Raw genomic sequence first — 18,288 nt, 5'->3', positions numbered from 1 at the left:
TACATCGTGTGTTTCCGCTACCCGGTACTGAGTTGGGATGAGCTCGGTGCAGAGGCGCTGGCGGAGCCTGTTGCATACGAGCAGACGGACTACATGGCCCAAGGCAAGGCGTTCTGGCTGACCGTTGAAAACGATGCGATGAGTGCCGCCAGTGGCCGCAGCGTGCCGCAGGGCATGCGCATGCTGGTGGACCCAGGGGTGGAGGCTGAGCCGGGGCGCTTGGTCATCGCCCGCCAACCGGGCAAGCAGGCGATTTTCCGTGAGCTGGCCGAAGAGGGTGGGCAGCTGTACCTGAAGGCGCTGAACAGCAGCTACCCGGCACTGTTGTGCGAGGAGGGCTGCGTGTTTCTGGGCGTGGTCGTGCGGGTGCATGGGGCGTTTTGACTGCTGATTTTTTGTAGCGCCCATGTGATCGAGCGCCGCCCGCGCGGCACTCGATCGCATAGACACCCCAGACCTCAAGCCGGGCCGCCTTGAATCATTCCACCAATTCGACCAGCACCGTCCCTTCGCTGACCATATCCCCTTCCTGACAGAACAGCGCCTTCACCGCCCCAGCATGCGGTGCGCGAATGCTGTGCTCCATCTTCATCGCCTCCAGCACCACCAGCGCCGTACCGGCCTCCACCACCTGCCCCGGCTCGACCAGCACCCGCACGATGCTGCCGTTCATGGGCGCGCCCAGGCCACCTTGGTGGCTATGGCTGGCCTCAGCCTCGGCAATCGGGTCGAAGGCTTCGATCGCGTGCATCTCGCCCTCCCAGCGCAGGTACAAGGTGCCACCGCGGCGTATCGCCAGGTGCTGACGGCGCACGCCTTCCTGGTCGTGCACCAGTTGCTCGCCATCGAGCTGCCAGGTGGAGGCCGCGCTGCGTTCCAGCGCCACCGCCTGGTCCTGCCCGGCACTGGCCAGATGCAGGCAGCTACGCGCTGGCAGCCCCAGGCGCAGGCCGTTGCGCTCAGCCCAGGGCGAACGGTTGTCGTCGTCACGTTGCTGGCCGGCCTGGCCCTGCAGCCAGGCTTCGGCGGCCGCCTCCCAGAAAGGTGCTGGCAGCGCTTGCGGGGCGGGCAGCAAAACATCCTGGTGGCGCGGGATGAACCCGGTGTCGAGCTCGGCCTCGGCAAACGCCGGGTGGGCGAGAATGCGCCGCAGGAAGGCGATGTTGGTCTTCAACCCGCCGATGGCGAATTCGTCCAGCATCGCCAGCAAACGCAGGCGCGCCTGTTCGCGGTCCTCGCCCCAGGCAATCAGCTTGCCCAGCATGGGGTCGTAGAATGGCGACACCTCGTCACCCTCGCTGACCCCGCTGTCCACCCGGCGGCCTTCGCCCGGCGCCGACTCGCGGTACAGGGCCAGCTTGCCAGTGGCTGGCAGAAACCCGTTGGCCGGGTCTTCGGCATACAGGCGCACTTCGATGGCATGGCCGATCAGCGGCACCTGTGCCTGCGTGATCGGCAATGCCTCGCCGCGCGCCACGCGGATTTGCCATGCGACCAAGTCGAGGCCGGTGATGGCTTCGGTAACCGGGTGTTCGACCTGCAGGCGGGTGTTCATCTCCATGAAGAAGAACTCGCCGCGGGCATCGAGCAGAAACTCCACCGTGCCCGCACCCACATAGCCGATGGCCTGGGCAGCGCGCACCGCGGCCTCGCCCATGGCCTGGCGCTGCGCGGGGGACAGGCCAGGGGCAGGGGCTTCTTCGACCACTTTCTGGTGGCGGCGCTGAATCGAGCAGTCACGTTCGTTGAGGTACAGGCAGTTGCCGTGCTGGTCGGCGAACACCTGGATTTCTACGTGGCGTGGCTTGAGTACGTACTTTTCCACCAGCATGCGAGCATCGCCAAACGACGATTGCGCCTCACGCTGCGCCGAGGCCAGGGCGTCGGCCAGCTGGCTTTCGTCTTCGACCACTTTCATGCCTTTGCCGCCGCCACCGGCGCTGGCCTTGAGCAGCACCGGGTAGCCGATGCGTTCGGCGGCGGAACGGAAGGTGTCCAGGTCCTGGGCTTCACCGTGGTAGCCCGGCACCAGCGGCACGCCGGCAGCGTCCATCAGGGCCTTGGCAGCCGATTTGCTGCCCATCGCGTCGATGGCGCTGGCCGGTGGGCCGAGGAAGATCAGCCCGGCGTCTTCGATGGCGCGGGCAAAGCCTGCGTTTTCCGAAAGAAAACCATAGCCCGGGTGGATGGCTTGGGCGCCGCTGGCCTTGGCCGCGGCAAGCAGTTTGTCCACCAGCAAGTAGCTTTCGGCGGCCTTGGTGCCGCCGAGGTCGACGCGGATATCGGCTTCGCGGCTGTGCCGTGCGTCACGGTCGGTGGCGCTGTGCACGGCAACGGTGGTCAGGCCCATGGCCTTGGCGGTGCGCATCACCCGGCAGGCAATCTCGCCGCGGTTGGCGACCAGCAGGGTGGTCAACGGGGTGCGGCTCATGGGCGCGGCTCCTTGTTGTCGTCGGTTTGCCAGGCCGGGTGGCGCTTTTCGAGGAAGGCGCGCAGGCCCTCCTGGCCTTCGGCGCTGACGCGGATGCGAGCGATGGTGTTTTCGCAGTAGCGGCGCAGGGCAGGGCTCAGTTCGCCGTCATCCACCTCGCGCAGCAGGTCTTTGCTGGCGCGCAGGGCTTGCGGGCTGTTGAGCAGCAGGTTGGCCACCCAGGCTTCGACCTGGGCATCCAGTTCATGGGCCGGGTACACCTCGGCCAGCAGCCCCAGTTCACGGGCGCGTACGCCGCTGAAGCGTTCGGCGGTCAGGGCATAGCGGCGCGTGGCGCGCTCGCCGATGGCCTTGACCACGAAGGGGCTGATCACCGCCGGGGCCAGGCCGATGCGCACTTCCGACAGGCACAGCTGGGCGTCTTCGGCGCCGATGGCCATGTCGCAGCAACTGATCAGGCCCAACGCGCCACCAAAGGCCGCGCCTTGCACCACGGCCAGGGTCGGCGCCTTGAACCGGTGCAGGGTGTACATCAGCTCGCCCAGCTCGTGGGCGTCATCGAGGTTGGTGTTGAAGTCCAGTTGTGCCGACTGTTGCATCCAGGCCAGGTCGGCGCCGGCGCTGAAGTGCCGGCCACGGCCACGCAGCAGCAGAAAACGCAGGCTGCTGTCTTCGGCTAGCTGGCCGAGGGCGACGATCAGCTCGCGGATCATCTGGGCGTTGAAAGCGTTGTTCTTGTCTTCGCGGCTGAGCCACAGGGTGGCGAAGCCGCGAGGGTCGTTGACCACTTCAAGGGTGCTGAAATCGCTCATGGATCACATCCGGAAAATGCCGAAGCGGCTCTGTTCGATCGGGGCGTTCAGCGCGGCGGACAACGCCAGGCCGAGCACGTCGCGGGTCTGTGCCGGGTCGATCACGCCGTCGTCCCACAGCCGGGCGCTGGAGTAGTAGGGGTGGCCCTGGTGCTCGTACTGGTCGAGGATCGGCTGCTTGAGCCTGGCCTCGTCCTCGGCGCTGAAGGGCTGGCCGCTGCGCTCGCTTTGTTCGCGTTTGACCTGGGCCAGCACGCCTGCGGCCTGTTCGGCGCCCATTACGCCGATGCGTGCGTTAGGCCACATCCACAGCATGCGTGGGTCGTAGGCGCGGCCGCACATGCCATAGTTGCCGGCACCGAAGCTGCCGCCGATGATTACCGTGAACTTCGGTACCTGGGCGCAGGCCACCGCGGTCACCAGCTTGGCGCCATGCTTGGCGATGCCGCCTTCCTCGTACTTCTTGCCGACCATGAAGCCGGTGATGTTCTGCAGGAACAGCAGCGGGATGCCGCGCTGGCAGGCCAGTTCGATGAAGTGCGCGCCCTTTTGCGCGGCTTCGGCGAACAGAATGCCGTTGTTGGCCAGGATCGCTATCGGGTAGCCGTGCAGGTGGGCGAAGCCACACACCAGGGTGGTGCCGAACAGTGCCTTGAACTCATCGAACACCGAGCCATCGACCAGGCGGGCAATGACCTCGCGCACGTCGAACGGCTGCTTGGCGTCTGCCGGTACCACGCCGTACAGCTCATCGGCAGGGTACAGCGGGGCGATCGGCGCCTGGCGCTGCAAGGTGCCCAGCTTGTGCCAGTTGAGGTTGACCACGCTGCGCCGGGCCAGGGCCAGGGCGTGTTCGTCATTGTCGGCGTAATGGTCGGCCACGCCGCTGATGCGGCAGTGCACATCGGCGCCGCCGAGGTCTTCGGCGCTCACCACCTCACCGGTGGCGGCCTTCACCAGCGGCGGGCCGGCCAGGAAGATGGTGGCCTGCTGGCGGACCATGATCGCTTCGTCGGCCATGGCCGGCACATAGGCGCCGCCGGCGGTACACGAGCCCATCACCACGGCGATCTGCGGGATGCCCAGCGCGCTCATGTTGGCCTGGTTGAAGAAGATCCGCCCGAAGTGCTCGCGGTCAGGGAACACTTCGTCCTGACGCGGCAGGTTGGCGCCACCGGAATCGACCAGGTAGATGCACGGCAGGCGGTTCTGCAGGGCGATGGTTTGCGCGCGCAGGTGTTTCTTGACCGTCAGCGGGTAATAGGAGCCGCCTTTGACCGTGGCGTCGTTGGCCACGATCATGCACTCCACGCCTTCGACTCGGCCGATGCCAGCAATCACGCCCGCGGCGGGCACGTCTTCGCCATATACCTCATGGGCGGCCAGCTGGCCGATTTCGAGGAAGGGTGAGCCTGCGTCCAGCAGGCGGTCGATACGCTCGCGCGGCAGCAGTTTGCCGCGCGAGGTATGCCGCTCCTGGGCCTTGGGGCCGCCGCCCTGGGCAATGTGGGCAAGCAGGCCACGCAGGGCCTGGACCTGTTCGAGCATGGCCGCGCTGTTGCCGGCGAACTCCGCCGAACGCGGGTTGATCTGGGTGTGCAAGGTAGCCATGTGCGCCCGTCCCTTGTGCTCAGCGGGTTTCGTTGAACAGTTCGCGGCCGATCAGCATCCGGCGGATTTCGCTGGTGCCGGCGCCGATCTCGTAGAGTTTCGCGTCGCGCAGCAGGCGCCCGGCCGGGAACTCGTTGATGTAGCCGTTGCCGCCGAGAATCTGGATAGCCTCCAGGGCCATTTGCGTGGCGCGTTCGGCGGTATAAAGGATGACCCCGGCAGCGTCCTTGCGGGTGGTCTCGCCACGGTCGCAGGCCTGGGCCACGGCGTACAGGTAGGCGCGGCTGGCGTTGAGCTGGGTGTACATGTCGGCGATCTTGCCCTGGATCAGCTGGAACTCGCCGATGCTCTGGCCAAACTGCTTGCGGTCGTGGATGTAGGGTACTACCAGGTCCATGCAGCTTTGCATGATGCCGGTCGGGCCGCCGGAGAGCACCACGCGCTCGTAGTCCAAGCCGCTCATCAGTACGCGCACGCCGCCGTTGAGCTGGCCGAGGATGTTCTCTTCGGGCACCTCGACGTCATCGAAGAACAGCTCGCAGGTGTTGGAGCCGCGCATGCCCAGCTTGTCGAACTTGTTGCTGCGGCTGAAGCCTTTCCAGTCACGTTCGACGATGAACGCAGTGATGCCATGTGCGCCCTTGTCCAGGTCGGTCTTGGCGTAGATCACGTAGGTGTTGGCGTCGGGGCCATTGGTGATCCAGGTCTTGCTGCCGTTGAGCACGTAGCGGTCGCCGCGTTTTTCGGCGCGCAGCTTCATCGAGACCACGTCGGAGCCGGCGTTGGGCTCGCTCATGGCCAGCGCACCGATGTGTTCGCCGCTGATCAGCTTGGGCAGGTACTTGAGCTTTTGCTCATGGGTGCCGTTGCGGTTGATCTGGTTGACGCAGAGGTTGGAGTGCGCGCCGTAGGACAGCGCCACCGAGGCCGAACCGCGGCTGATTTCTTCCATCGACACCACATGGGCCAGGTAGCCCAGGCCAGCGCCGCCGTATTCTTCCGATACGGTGATGCCCAGCAGGCCCATGTCACCGAATTTGCGCCACATGTCGGCGGGGAACAGGTTGTCGTGGTCGATTTGCGCGGCACGCGGCGCCAGTTCGGCGGCGACGAAGCTGCGCACCTGGTCGCGGAGCATGTCGATGGTCTCGCCCAGGGCGAAGTTCAGGGAGGGGTAATGCATGGGGGCACCTTCTTGTTCTTGAAATAGGGAAAGCACAGTGTCTTTTTCACCTTTACGTTAACGTAAACCTGCCTTCCATCACTGTCAATCTCAGCATCACCTTTACGTAAACGTAAATCTGCGCCAGAGTATCTCCCGCTTGCTTCAATCGTGCCCAGAACAACCACAAGAAGGGACACCCATGAGTCAACCGAGCTATACCTGCGGTCGCCAGGACCGGCCCTTGCTGACCCTGACCATCGGCCAGGCCTTCGACGCCACCGTGGCCCGTTACCCCGACCGCGAAGCGTTGGTGGTGCGCCACCAGGGCCTGCGGTACACCTGGGGGCAGCTGGCCGAACAGGTCGATGTACACGCCCGCGCCTTGATGGCTCTGGGCGTAGGCACCGCCGACCGGGTCGGCATCTGGGCGCCCAACTGCGCCCAGTGGTGCATCCTGCAACTGGCCAGCGCCAAGGTCGGCGCGATTCTGGTCAACATCAACCCGGCCTACCGCGTGGGTGAGCTGGAATACGTGCTGCGGCAGTCTGGCTGCCGCTGGCTGGTGTGCGCCGATACCTTCAAGACGTCCGATTACCACGCCATGGTCCAGGAGCTGGTACCGGAACTGGCTGCAGCGGCCCCCGGTGAGCTGGCCAGCGAACGCTTGCCCGATCTGCACGGGGTGATCAGCCTGGCCTGCAACCCGCCGCAGGGCTTTCTGCCTTGGCCTGCGCTGGCAGAGCGGGCAGGGCAGACGCCTGCCGAAGCCTACCAGGCCCGCCAGCAGAGCCTGCAGTTCGACCAGCCGGTGAACATCCAGTACACCTCCGGTACCACTGGCGCACCCAAGGGGGCGACGCTCAGCCACTACAACATCCTCAACAACGGTTTCATGGTCGGCGAGAGCCTGGGCCTGACCAGCGACGACCGCATGGTGATCCCGGTGCCGTTGTACCACTGCTTCGGCATGGTTATGGCCAACCTCGGTTGCATTACCCATGGCAGCACGATGGTCTACCCCAATGACGCCTTCGATGCCGAGCTGACCCTGCGCGCGGTTGCCGAAGAGCGCGCCAGCATCCTCTACGGCGTGCCGACCATGTTCATCGCCATGCTCGACCACCCGGCCCGCCAGGGCATGAACCTCTCGACCCTGCGCAGCGGCATCATGGCCGGTGCCACCTGCCCGATCGAGGTGATGCGCCGGGTCATCGACCAGATGCACATGGCCCAGGTGCAGATCGCCTACGGCATGACCGAAACCAGCCCGGTATCGCTGCAGACCGGCCCGGATGACGCGCTTGAACTGCGCGTGACCACGGTCGGCCGCACCCAGCCGCAGTTGGAGAACAAGCTGGTGGATGCCGACGGCTGCATCGTGGCCCGGGGCGAAATCGGCGAACTGTGCACCCGTGGCTACAGCGTGATGCTGGGATACTGGGACAACCCGCAGGCCACGGCAGATGCCATCGACCCCGCAGGGTGGATGCACTCGGGCGACCTGGCGGTGATGGACGAAGAGGGCCATGTGCGCATCGTCGGGCGCAACAAGGACATGATCATCCGCGGTGGCGAGAACATCTATCCACGCGAGCTGGAGGAGTTCTTCTATACCCACCCGGCGGTGGCCGATGCGCAGGTGATCGGCATTCCGTGCAGCAAATATGGCGAAGAGGTGGTGGCCTGGATCAAGCTGCATCCGGGGCATAGCGCTACGGTTGATGAGCTGCACGGCTGGTGCAAGGCACGTATCGCGCATTACAAGGTGCCGCGGCATTTCCGCTTTGTCGACGAGTTCCCGATGACGGTGACGGGCAAGGTGCAGAAGTTTCGGATGCGCGAAATCAGCTCAGCGGAAATTTCGGCGGTCTCTGCAGGTTGACAGGTTCGGGCTGCCGGCCTCTTCGCGGCCAAGCCCGCGAAGAGGCCAGTGCAGCCACTGTAAAAGCCTCTATCCTTAAGCCTTCACCGGTGGCTCCTGGCTCGGCGGGTCGCCCACTGTCGGCGGTACCGTCGGCTTGATCGGCAGCTCGTCCGGGTCTTCTTCCGGTACGGGGGGCGGCAAGCTGGGGTCGTCGATGTTGGGATCGGGTGTCTCCGGTGGAATGGGAATGTTCATGGCCTGACCTCGCGTGGGTGAATGAAGAGGTGCTGCAGGCTCTGACTGTCAGGGGCTGCCATTCGCTCAATTTTTTTGAACCCCCACGCCCGCGCTCGGCTCTGAACCCTTACCGCCACCAGCCTAAGGGAGCAAGGTCCGATGTCACGAAACGAGCCCTTCCAGAGCGTGCCCGCGGCGAATGATCATCCGGAGCAGGCCATCAGCCTGTCCCAGGCGCTGCTGGCACCGCGCATCGTGATCGAAGGCACGCAGCCCGCGCTCGACGGCGGTACGTTCGCCGTCAAGGCCATTAGCGGCCAAGCGGTCGCAGTCAGCAGCAAGGTCTACAGCGACGGCCACGACCGTCTGGCCGTGATGCTCAATTGGCGCCAGGCGAACAGCCGGCGTTGGCACTGCGTGCCCATGCACTCCCCCGGCAATGACCTGTGGCTGGCCGAGTTCACCCCGACCGAGCTCGGCCCGCACCTGTTCAGCATCGAAGCCTGGATCGACCCGTTCGCTACCTACTGCCACGACCTGGAAAAAAAGTACCACGCCGGGGTGGAGGTGAAGCTGGAGCTGGAAGAAGGCAGGTTGATGCTGGGCAAAGGCATCGAGCTGAGCCAAGGTGCGTTGCGTGACGAGCTCGTAGCCGTGCAGCAGCGCTTGCCTGGGTTGAGCGCCGATGATCAGGTGGCGGTGTTCCTGAGCGACAGCACCGCGCGCCTGATGAGCGAGGCCGAGCACCGCAGCTACTTGACCCGCAGCAGCGACTTCCCCCTCGACGTCGACCGCCCCGCCGCGCAATTCGCCAGTTGGTACGAGCTGTTCCCGCGTTCGATCACCGACAGCCCCGAGCGCCACGGCACCTTCAACGACGTGCACGAACGCCTGCCGATGATCCGCGACATGGGCTTTGACGTGCTGTATTTCCCGCCCATTCACCCGATTGGCAAGCAGCACCGCAAGGGCCGCAACAATGCCTTGCAGGCAGCGCCCAGCGACCCGGGCAGCCCATACGCCATCGGCAGCGACGAAGGCGGGCACGATGCCATTCATCCTGAGCTGGGCACCCGTGATGACTTCCGCCGCCTGGTAGCCGCCGCTGCCGAGCACGGCCTGGAAATCGCCCTGGATTTCGCCATCCAGTGCTCCCAGGACCACCCGTGGCTCAAACAGCACCCCGGCTGGTTCAGCTGGCGCCCCGACGGCACCATCCGCTATGCGGAAAACCCGCCGAAGAAGTACCAGGACATCGTCAACGTCGACTTCTACGCCCCCGACGCCGTGCCTTCGCTGTGGCTGGCGCTGCGCGATGTGGTGGTCGGCTGGGTCGAGGAGGGGGTCAAGACCTTCCGCGTTGACAACCCGCACACCAAGCCGTTGCCATTCTGGCAATGGCTGATCGCCAATGTGCGCAGCCAGCACCCGGACGTGATCTTTCTCGCCGAAGCCTTCACCAAGCCTGCGATGATGGCGCGCCTGGGCAAGGTCGGCTACGCGCAGAGCTACACCTATTTCACCTGGCGCAACACCAAGCAGGAATTGCGCGAGTTCTACGAACAGCTCAACCAGCCACCGTGGAGCCTGTGCTACCGGCCCAACTTCTTCGTCAACACACCTGACATCAACCCGTTTTTCCTGCACACCTCAGGGCGTGCCGGTTTTCTCATTCGCGCGGCCCTCGCCACCATGGGCTCGGGATTGTGGGGCATGTATTCGGGCTTCGAGCTGTGCGAAGCCACACCGCTGCCCGGCAAGGAGGAATACCTCGATTCGGAGAAGTACGAAATCCGCCCGCGTGATTTCACCCAACCCGGCAACATCATTGCCGAAATCGCCCAGCTCAACCGTATTCGCCGGCAGAACCGCGCCCTGCAGACGCACCTGGGGGTGGCGTTCTTCAATTGCTGGAACGACAACATCCTGTACTTCGCCAAGCGCACGCCCGAGCGCGACAACTTCATCCTGGTGGCCATCAGCCTGGACCCGCACAACGCCCAGGAAGCCAGCTTCGAGTTGCCGCTGTGGGAGTTGGGGCTGGACGACAATGCCGACACGTTGGGTGAAGACTTGATGAACGGCCACCGCTGGACCTGGCACGGCAAGACCCAGTGGATGCGTATCGAACCCTGGCATCAGCCGTTTGGTATCTGGCGCATAGAAAAGGCCCGTTAGTCCCTCAGGGGCGGTGCTGAACCCGCAATTGAAAGGAGTCACCCATGGCCAAGCGTTCCCGCCCGGCAGCCTTCATCGACGACCCGCTGTGGTACAAGGACGCGGTGATCTACCAGCTGCACATCAAGTCGTTCTTCGACGCCAACAACGACGGCATTGGCGATTTCGCCGGGCTGATCAGCAAGCTCGATTACATCGCCGAACTGGGCGTCAACACCCTCTGGCTGCTGCCGTTCTACCCCTCGCCACGGCGTGACGACGGCTACGACATCGCCGAGTACAAGGCCGTGCACCCCGATTACGGCAGCATGGCCGACGCCCGGCGCTTCATTGCCGAGGCGCACAAGCGCGGCCTGCGGGTGATCACCGAACTGGTCATCAACCATACCTCCGACCAGCACCCGTGGTTCCAGCGCGCCCGCCTGGCCAAACGCGGCAGCAAGGCGCGCGACTTCTACGTGTGGTCGGATGACGACCAGAAGTATGACGGCACACGCATCATCTTCCTCGACACCGAAAAGTCCAATTGGACCTGGGACCCGGTCGCCGGCCAATACTTCTGGCACCGCTTTTACTCGCACCAGCCGGACCTCAACTTCGACAACCCGCAGGTGCTCAAGGCCGTGATCGGGGTGATGCGCTTCTGGCTCGACCTGGGCGTCGACGGCCTGCGCCTGGACGCCATCCCCTACCTGATCGAGCGCGACGGCACCAACAACGAAAACCTCCCCGAGACCCACCGGGTGCTCAAAGCCATCCGCGCCGAGATCGACGCCAACTACCCGGACCGCATGCTCCTGGCCGAAGCCAACCAGTGGCCCGAAGACACCCGCCCGTACTTTGGCGAGGGCGACGGCGACGAGTGCCACATGGCCTTCCACTTCCCGCTGATGCCGCGCATGTACATGGCCCTGGCGATGGAGGACCGCTTCCCGATCACCGACATCCTGCGCCAGACCCCAGAGATCCCCGCCCACTGCCAGTGGGCGATCTTCCTGCGCAACCACGATGAGCTGACCCTGGAGATGGTCACCGACCGCGAGCGCGACTACCTGTGGAACTACTACGCCGAAGACCGCCGCGCGCGTATCAACCTCGGCATCCGCCGCAGGTTGGCGCCTTTGCTGCAACGCGACCGTCGGCGCATCGAACTGCTGACCAGCCTGCTGCTGTCGATGCCCGGCACACCGACCCTGTACTACGGCGATGAGCTGGGCATGGGCGACAACATCTACCTGGGCGACCGCGATGGCGTGCGCACCCCCATGCAATGGTCGCCGGACCGCAACGGCGGGTTCTCTCGCGCCGACCCGCAGCGCCTGGTGCTGCCGCCGATCATGGACCCGCTGTACGGCTACCAGACGGTCAACGTCGAAGCCCAGGCCCACGACCCGCATTCGCTGCTCAACTGGAACCGCCGCCTGCTGGCGGTGCGCAACCAGCAAAAGGCCTTTGGCCGTGGCAGCATTCGCATGCTCACACCGAGCAACCGGCGCATCCTCGCTTACCTGCGCGAGTACACCGACCAGGACGGCAACAGCGAGGTGATCCTGTGCGTGGCCAACGTGTCCCGTGCCGCACAGGCCGCTGAACTGGAGCTGTCGCAATACGCCGATAAAGTGCCGGTGGAAATGCTCGGTGGCAGCGCCTTTCCGCCGATCGGCCAGTTGCCTTTTCTGCTCACGTTACCGCCGTATGCGTTCTACTGGTTCCTGCTGGCCTCGCACGACCGTATGCCCAGCTGGCACATCCAGGCTACCGAGGGGTTACCCGAATTGACCACACTGGTGCTGCGCAAGCGCCTGGAAGAGCTGCTCGAAGCGCCTTCCAGCGAAATACTCGAAGGCTCGATACTGCCGCAGTACCTGCCTAAACGGCGCTGGTTCGCCGGCAAGGAAGGGCCGCTCGACCAGGTTCGCCTGCGCTATGGCGTGCGCTTCGGCACCGCGACCACGCCGGTGTTGCTCAGCGAGCTGGAGGTGCTCAGCGACGGTGTGGTCAACCACTACCAACTGCCCTTCGGCCTGTTGCCCGAAGAACAGATCAACAGCGCCTTGCCCCAGCAGCTGGCGCTGTCGCGGGTGCGCCGTGGCCGCCAGGTCGGCCTGATCACCGACGCGTTCGTCCTCGAGCCGTTCATCCGCGCCGTGCTGCGTGCCTGCCAGGAGCGCCACCGCCTGCCGTGCGGCAATGGCCTGGGCGAGCTGCGCTTCGAGTGCACCGATCAGCTGGCCAGGCTGGGGCTTGGCGAAGACAGCCCGGTGCGCTACTTGAGTGCCGAGCAGTCAAACAGCTCGGTGGTGGTCGCTGACCGGGTGGTGCTCAAATTGATCCGCCGGGTCAACCCAGGCATTCACCCCGAGCTTGAGATGAGCGCCTACCTGACCGCAGCGGGCTTTACCAATATTTCACCACTGCTGGCGTGGGTCAGTCGCGTGGACGAGCACGCCACCCCGCACCTGCTGATGATTGCCCAGGGCTACCTGAGCAACCAGGGCGATGCCTGGGCCTGGACCCAGAACACCCTGGAACGGGCCATCCGCGACGAAATGGAGCCGTCCAGCGCGGCCAGCGAAGCCCACACCGATGCGCTGGCCGAACTCGACGGCTTCGCTGCCTTGCTCGGCCAGCGCCTGGGCGAAATGCACCTGTTGCTGGCGGCACCGACCGAAGACACTGCCTTCCAGCCGCGCCCAAGCGATGCCCGGGACAGCGAACGCTGGAGCCGCCAGATCAGCGCCGAACTGACCCACGCCCTCGAGCTGCTGGCTCAGCACCGCGACAGCCTCGACAGTGACAGCCAGGCGCTGGTAGATGACCTGCAGCAACAGCGCGACGGCCTTGCCCAGCACATCGACAACCTCGCGCACCAAGCCCAGGGCGGCTTGCTGATGCGGGTGCACGGCGATCTGCACCTGGGCCAGGTGCTGGTGGTGCAGGGCGATGCCTACCTGATCGATTTCGAGGGTGAGCCGTCCCGCCCCGTGGAAGAGCGCCGGGCCCGGCACAGCCCCTACAAAGATGTCAGCGGCGTGCTGCGATCCTTCGACTATGCTGCTGCGATGATTCTGCGCAGCGCCTCTGCCGTGGACCTTTCCGACCCTGCACGCAAGGCGCGGCAACGGGTGGCCAGGCAGTACCTGCACCAGTCGCGGCATGCCTTTGTCGAAGCCTATGGCCTGGCCACCGCTGCCATGCCCCACGCCTGGCAACAGGCGGAAGGCGAGCGTGCCGCGCTGGAATTGTTCTGCCTGGAAAAAGCCGCGTACGAAATCACATACGAAGCTGAAAATCGACCGAATTGGCTGGCCGTGCCTTTGCATGGCTTGCATGGACTGATCAGTACCTGGGGAGAGTCATAGATGAATGCAACCACGCGTGAAAACGGCGGTCTTCGGCAACGGGACCTCGACGCCCTGGCCCGCGCCGAGCACGCCGATCCATTTGCGGTACTTGGCCCCCATGGCGATGGCGCGGGTGGGCAGTTCGTGCGCGCCTTCTTGCCCACTGCCCTGAACGTGCGCGTACTGGCGCGCGACGATGGGCGCGTACTCGCCGAAATGCGCCAGGGCAGCCTGCCGGGGCTGTTTACCGCGCACCTTGATGAGGCACAGCCGTACCAGCTGCACATTGCCTGGGCCGGCGGCGAGCAGGTGACCGAAGACCCGTACAGCTTTGGCCCGCAGTTGGGCGATATGGACCTGTACCTGTTCGCAGAGGGCAACCACCGTGACCTGTCGGGGCGCTTCGGTGCGCAGCCGATGCAGGCCGACGGCGTCGACGGCGTGTGCTTCTCGGTGTGGGCACCGAATGCCCGACGGGTGTCGGTGGTGGGTGACTTCAACAACTGGGACGGCCGCCGTCACCCCATGCGCCTGCGTCACAGTGCAGGGGTCTGGGAGCTGTTTGTGCCACGCCTTGGCGTTGGCGAAACCTACAAGTTCGAGGTGCTGGGCAAAGACGGTGTGTTGCCCTTGAAAGCCGACCCGCTGGCCCGTGCCACCGAGTTGCCGCCGAGCACGGCGTCGAAGGTGGCCAGCGCGCTCAGCCACCCCTGGCAGGACCACGACTGGATGGCGCAGCGTGCGCAACGTCACGCCTACAGCGCGCCCCTTTCGATCTATGAGTTGCATGTCGGCTCGTGGCAATGCGAGCTGGATGACTTGGGCGAAGTTGCGCGTTACTACAACTGGCGTGAGCTGGCCGAGCGCCTGGTGCCCTATGTGCAGGCCCTGGGCTTCACCCACATCGAACTGATGCCGATCATGGAGCACCCGTTCGGCGGCTCATGGGGCTACCAGCCCCTGTCGATGTTCGCGCCCACCTCACGCTACGGCAGTGCCGAAGATTTCGCCGCCTTCATCGACGCCTGCCACCAGGGCGGCATCGGTGTGATCCTCGACTGGGTGCCGGCGCATTTCCCCACCGACGAACATGGCCTGGCGCGTTTCGACGGCACCGCCTTGTACGAATACGAGAACCCGCTGGAGGGTTACCACCAGGACTGGAACACGCTGATCTACAACCTTGGGCGTAACGAAGTGCGCGGCTTCATGCTGGCCTCGGCGTTGCTCTGGCTCAAGCAGTTCCACATCGACGGCCTGCGGGTCGACGCGGTGGCATCGATGCTCTACCGCGACTACTCGCGCAAGGCCGGCGAGTGGGTGCCCAACCGCCATGGCGGGCGCGAGAACCTGGAGGCCATCGACTTCATCCGCCACCTCAATGGCGTGGCGGCGCACGAGGCTCCTGGCGCGTTGATCATCGCCGAAGAATCCACCGCCTGGCCGGGCGTCAGCCAGCCGATCCAGCAGGGCGGGCTGGGCTTTGCCTACAAGTGGAACATGGGCTGGATGCACGACACCTTGCACTACATCCAGAACGACCCGGTGCACCGCACCTATCACCACAACGAGATGAGCTTCGGGCTGATCTATGCCTACTCCGAGCATTTCATCCTGCCGATTTCCCACGACGAAGTGGTGCATGGCAAGCATTCGCTGATCGACAAGATGCCGGGCGACCGCTGGCAGAAGTTCGCCAACCTGCGTGCCTACCTGACGTTCATGTGGGCGCACCCGGGCAAGAAGCTGTTGTTCATGGGCTGCGAATTTGGCCAGTGGCGCGAGTGGAACCACGACAGCGAGCTGGACTGGTACCTGCTGCAGTACCCCGAGCACAAGGGCGTGCAGCGCTTGGTCGGCGACCTCAACCGGCTGTACCGCGAGGTGCCGGCGCTGCACGAACAGGATTGTCAGCCCCAGGGCTTCCAGTGGCTGATCGGCGACGATGCGCAAAACAGCGTGTATGCCTGGCTGCGCTGGAGCAGCAATGGCGAGCCGTTGCTGGTGGTGGCCAACTTCACCCCGGTGCCGCGTGAGGGGTATCGGATTGGCGTGCCGTTTGGCGAGCGCTGGGAAGAACTGCTGAACAGCGATGCCGAACTGTATGCAGGGTCGAATGTAGGCAACCTGGGGGCCGTGGAAAGTGATCAGGTGTCCAGCCATGGGCAGTCATTGTCGCTGGCGCTGAACCTGCCGCCGCTGGGCGTATTGATCCTCAAACCCGCCTGATCGGCCTGCCAACTCGGTTGCTGTTGTAGGAGCGGCCTTGCGTCGCGAAAGGGGTGCGTAGCAGCCCCAGCAATTTCAGCATGTACGCTGAAACCTGGGGGCTGCTACGCACCCCTTTCGCGACGCAAGGCCGCTCCTACACACAAACCGAGCTTACCGGCTACCAGCGCATCCGCACCCCAAGGCTGCCGATCAACCCATTCAGGTCATTGTCATCTACATCGCTGCTGTAGTCGGCACTCACAAACAACGCCACATTCGGCGTCACCCGGGCCACCAGCCCCAACCCCAATTCCACCGTGGTCGAATACCGCGAGCTGGAAATTTTGTCGACCTGGTCCAGCTTCACCTCGTCGGCATTGCTGAAGTCATACCAGACGTTGGTCCGCACATAGGGTTCGATGGGCATGCCACGCACCTCGTAGCGCCCGGACAACTTGGCACCGACCCGGCCGCTCCAGCTGGGCTGGCTGTCGAACGCCTGCAACGTCTCCTCCTGCACGCGACTGCCGGGGAAAAACTGCTGGTTGATCAACTGTGCCTGCGGCTCGATCACCCAACCCCCGCCCAGGCCGATCGGGTAGCCACCTTCCAGCGAGAAGGTCATGGCATGGCCGCTGTCGTCCAGGCGCTGGCCGCTCTCGCCACGGCCATTGATATCGATACGCGAGCCCATGGCCACGGCATCCAGGTGCCAGCCCCGTTCATGGGTCATGCTCCAGTACACGCCCAGGCTTTCGCCACTGAGGTTCACGGCATTGCGCTGCTTGTCGCCCAGCAGCGGGCGAATGCCATTGAAGCTGCTCTGCAGGTTGTTATGACCAACGAAGATGCCCGCCCGGTGCACATTGCCCGCCGTGGTTTCACGCATGAACAGGTCCGGACCGATCATCAGTTGCTGGCTGGGGGCCTCTAACTGGTCGGGCGGCTGTGCACCGGTGCGCGGGGCGCCAGGGAAGAATTGCGACCACTGGCTGGCGACCAGGTCGGCTACTCCCTGGCCGTGGCGCTCGGACATCTTTTCCGAGAATGCGTTGAGGGTACCGATGTTCAACCCGCTGGCGCTGACCGGGTCGAGCGATAGCTGCGGGACCGCCGTTTGTTGCAGAAAACGGGGGGAGGTCGGGTCGTCCTGCAAGTCGAATGCGAAAGTTTCCACCGGGGTTGCCAGAAGCAGCGACGTGGAAACCGCGCAGAAAATGCTGTCGAAGCGCAAGGGATTCGAGGTTCTTTTCATGGCGGATCTCCGTTGTTTTTGTGGTACAGCCCAAGGACCTGGCCTGTTGTCACGAGCTGTACGGCAAAAACAGGGGGCGACCCAAACCAGCACGCCTGCTTTCGCAAACGCGCACGAAGGCGCGAGCTAGAGGCCCGGCGCGAGATCTTTACGACTAGATACTGTTCAGCTAAGGAGAGGTCTGGGCTTGCGTCAAGAAAGCGTGAAGGATCTGTTCATGGCCTGTGATTCGGTACAAGTAGCTGATTTGTTGAGTGAAATACTCGGGTATATCGAAGTTCGCTATTTACCGCTGCTTGGCTATGAAGAATGATTGCTACAGCTTGACCTCGACGGCCAGCGGCAGATGGTCGGAGAGGTGCGTCCAAGGTTTGTGCCCCAGAATCCGCGGCGCATGGCTTTCGGCGTTGCGCAGGTAGATACGGTCCAGGCGCAGCAGCGGCATGCGCGCGGGGTAGGTGCGCGCCAAGTGCCCGTGGTGGCGCTCGAACGCTTCATGCAAGTCGTTGCGCAGGCCCAGGGTACGATTGCCGCGCAGCTTCCAGTCGTTGAAGTCGCCGGCGATGATCACCGGGGCGCCTTCCGGCAATGATTCGAGCAACCTGCGCAGCAGCTGCAACTGTTGCTGGCGGTGGCTTTCCAGTAGCGACAAGTGCACGCAGATGGCATGCACCTGGTGTGGGCCGGGCACATCGAGGATGCAATGCAACAGGCCACGGCGCTCAGGGCCGGTGATGGAGACGTCGAGGTTGCGGTGCTCGATGATCGGGTACTTCGACAGCAGGGCGTTGCCATGGTGGCCGTCGGGGTAGACCGCGTTGCGGCCGTAGGCGAAGTCGCTCCACATGCTGTCGGCGAGAAATTCGTACTGGGAGGTTTGCGGCCAACCGGGGTAGCGCGCAGCGTGGCGGTCATGGCTGCCAAGCACTTCCTGGAGGAAGACGATGTCGGCCTGGGTGCTGCGCACCGCCTCGCGCAGTTCCGGCAGGATGAAGCGCCGGTTGAAGGCGGTAAACCCCTTGTGGGTATTAACCGTGAGTACCCGCAGCCGATGCACGGCCGGGGCCTGGTTGACGGTGGCGAAACCTGCACTGCCGGCTTCGGGGTTCACAGTGCCTCCTCTGTTAAAACGTCACGCTCGGCCCTTGTAGGAGCGGCCTTGCGTCGCGAAAGGGCTGCG

Annotated in this window: 13 protein-coding genes; 6 read left to right on the top strand and 7 right to left on the bottom strand. The window is 64.5% G+C overall.

Features of this window, described 5'->3' with window-relative positions; all coding sequences use genetic code 11:
• Positions 1 to 384 (top strand): S24 family peptidase (locus NP534_RS18370; RefSeq protein ID WP_274099641.1); only part of this gene is annotated, 384 nt, incomplete at its 5' end.
• A gap of 94 nt (positions 385 to 478) precedes the next feature.
• Here the strand turns inward: NP534_RS18370 and NP534_RS18365 are convergent.
• Genes NP534_RS18365 through NP534_RS18350 form a run of 4 tightly spaced genes read right to left on the bottom strand, consistent with a single transcriptional unit; the run spans position 479 to position 6,037 of the window.
• The gene (locus NP534_RS18365) at positions 479 to 2,431 is read right to left on the bottom strand and encodes an acetyl/propionyl/methylcrotonyl-CoA carboxylase subunit alpha (RefSeq protein WP_274099640.1); all 1,953 of its coding nucleotides are present in this window, start codon (positions 2,429 to 2,431) and stop codon (positions 479 to 481) included.
• On the bottom strand, positions 2,428 to 3,243 hold the full coding sequence (locus tag NP534_RS18360) for a gamma-carboxygeranoyl-CoA hydratase (RefSeq protein ID WP_274099639.1): 816 nt from the start codon (positions 3,241 to 3,243) through the stop codon (positions 2,428 to 2,430). Before NP534_RS18360 ends, NP534_RS18365 begins: the two co-directional genes overlap by 4 nt.
• Before the next feature lie 3 nt (positions 3,244 to 3,246).
• Positions 3,247 to 4,854 carry a carboxyl transferase domain-containing protein gene (locus NP534_RS18355; protein ID WP_274099638.1) on the bottom strand — a complete coding sequence of 536 codons (1,608 nt, stop codon included), beginning with the start codon at positions 4,852 to 4,854 and terminating at the stop codon, positions 3,247 to 3,249.
• 19 nt (positions 4,855 to 4,873) lie between these two features.
• Positions 4,874 to 6,037 carry an isovaleryl-CoA dehydrogenase gene (locus tag NP534_RS18350; RefSeq protein ID WP_186663881.1) on the bottom strand — a complete coding sequence of 388 codons (1,164 nt, stop codon included), beginning with the start codon at positions 6,035 to 6,037 and terminating at the stop codon, positions 4,874 to 4,876.
• Positions 6,038 to 6,218: 181 nt separating this feature from the next.
• Here NP534_RS18350 and NP534_RS18345 point away from each other — a divergent pair, with 181 nt between their 5' ends.
• Entirely contained in the window at positions 6,219 to 7,901 is a 1,683-nt protein-coding gene (locus tag NP534_RS18345; protein ID WP_274099637.1) for an AMP-binding protein, read from the top strand.
• Positions 7,902 to 7,976: 75 nt separating this feature from the next.
• On the opposite strand, the gene NP534_RS18340 is transcribed toward NP534_RS18345, so the two are convergent.
• Positions 7,977 to 8,138 (bottom strand): hypothetical protein, encoded by a 162-nt coding sequence (locus tag NP534_RS18340; protein WP_003251307.1) that lies wholly within the window; start codon positions 8,136 to 8,138, stop codon positions 7,977 to 7,979.
• A gap of 141 nt (positions 8,139 to 8,279) precedes the next feature.
• Here NP534_RS18340 and NP534_RS18335 point away from each other — a divergent pair, with 141 nt between their 5' ends.
• Genes NP534_RS18335 through glgB form a run of 3 tightly spaced genes read left to right on the top strand, consistent with a single transcriptional unit; the run spans position 8,280 to position 15,871 of the window.
• Positions 8,280 to 10,298, top strand: a complete 2,019-nt coding sequence (locus tag NP534_RS18335) for an alpha-1,4-glucan--maltose-1-phosphate maltosyltransferase (protein ID WP_274099636.1) — start codon at positions 8,280 to 8,282, stop codon at positions 10,296 to 10,298.
• Between the two features lie 44 nt (positions 10,299 to 10,342).
• Positions 10,343 to 13,660: a maltose alpha-D-glucosyltransferase gene (treS, locus tag NP534_RS18330; RefSeq protein WP_274099635.1), complete on the top strand. Its 3,318-nt coding sequence runs from the start codon at positions 10,343 to 10,345 to the stop codon at positions 13,658 to 13,660.
• Entirely contained in the window at positions 13,661 to 15,871 is a 2,211-nt protein-coding gene (glgB, locus tag NP534_RS18325; protein ID WP_274099634.1) for a 1,4-alpha-glucan branching protein GlgB, read from the top strand. It begins immediately after the preceding gene.
• Between the two features lie 160 nt (positions 15,872 to 16,031).
• On the opposite strand, the gene NP534_RS18320 is transcribed toward glgB, so the two are convergent.
• A complete protein-coding gene (locus NP534_RS18320) occupies positions 16,032 to 17,108 on the bottom strand; it encodes an autotransporter domain-containing protein (protein WP_274099633.1) in 1,077 nt (358 codons plus the stop codon).
• A gap of 187 nt (positions 17,109 to 17,295) precedes the next feature.
• Between NP534_RS18320 and NP534_RS18315 the strand changes: the two genes are divergently transcribed.
• A complete protein-coding gene (locus NP534_RS18315; RefSeq protein ID WP_274099632.1) occupies positions 17,296 to 17,421 on the top strand; it encodes a hypothetical protein in 126 nt (41 codons plus the stop codon).
• A 3-nt stretch (positions 17,422 to 17,424) separates the two neighbouring features.
• On the opposite strand, the gene NP534_RS18310 is transcribed toward NP534_RS18315, so the two are convergent.
• Positions 17,425 to 18,219, bottom strand: coding sequence for an endonuclease/exonuclease/phosphatase family protein (locus NP534_RS18310; RefSeq protein WP_274099631.1), 795 nt, complete (start codon positions 18,217 to 18,219; stop codon positions 17,425 to 17,427).
• Between the last annotated feature and the right edge of the window lie 69 nt (positions 18,220 to 18,288).

Source organism: Pseudomonas sp. 39004 (genome assembly GCF_028682155.1).
GTDB lineage: Bacteria > Pseudomonadota > Gammaproteobacteria > Pseudomonadales > Pseudomonadaceae > Aquipseudomonas > Aquipseudomonas capeferrum.
The sequence above is the reverse complement of the archived record's forward strand: the minus strand, read 5'-3'. Positions and strand labels throughout refer to the sequence as shown.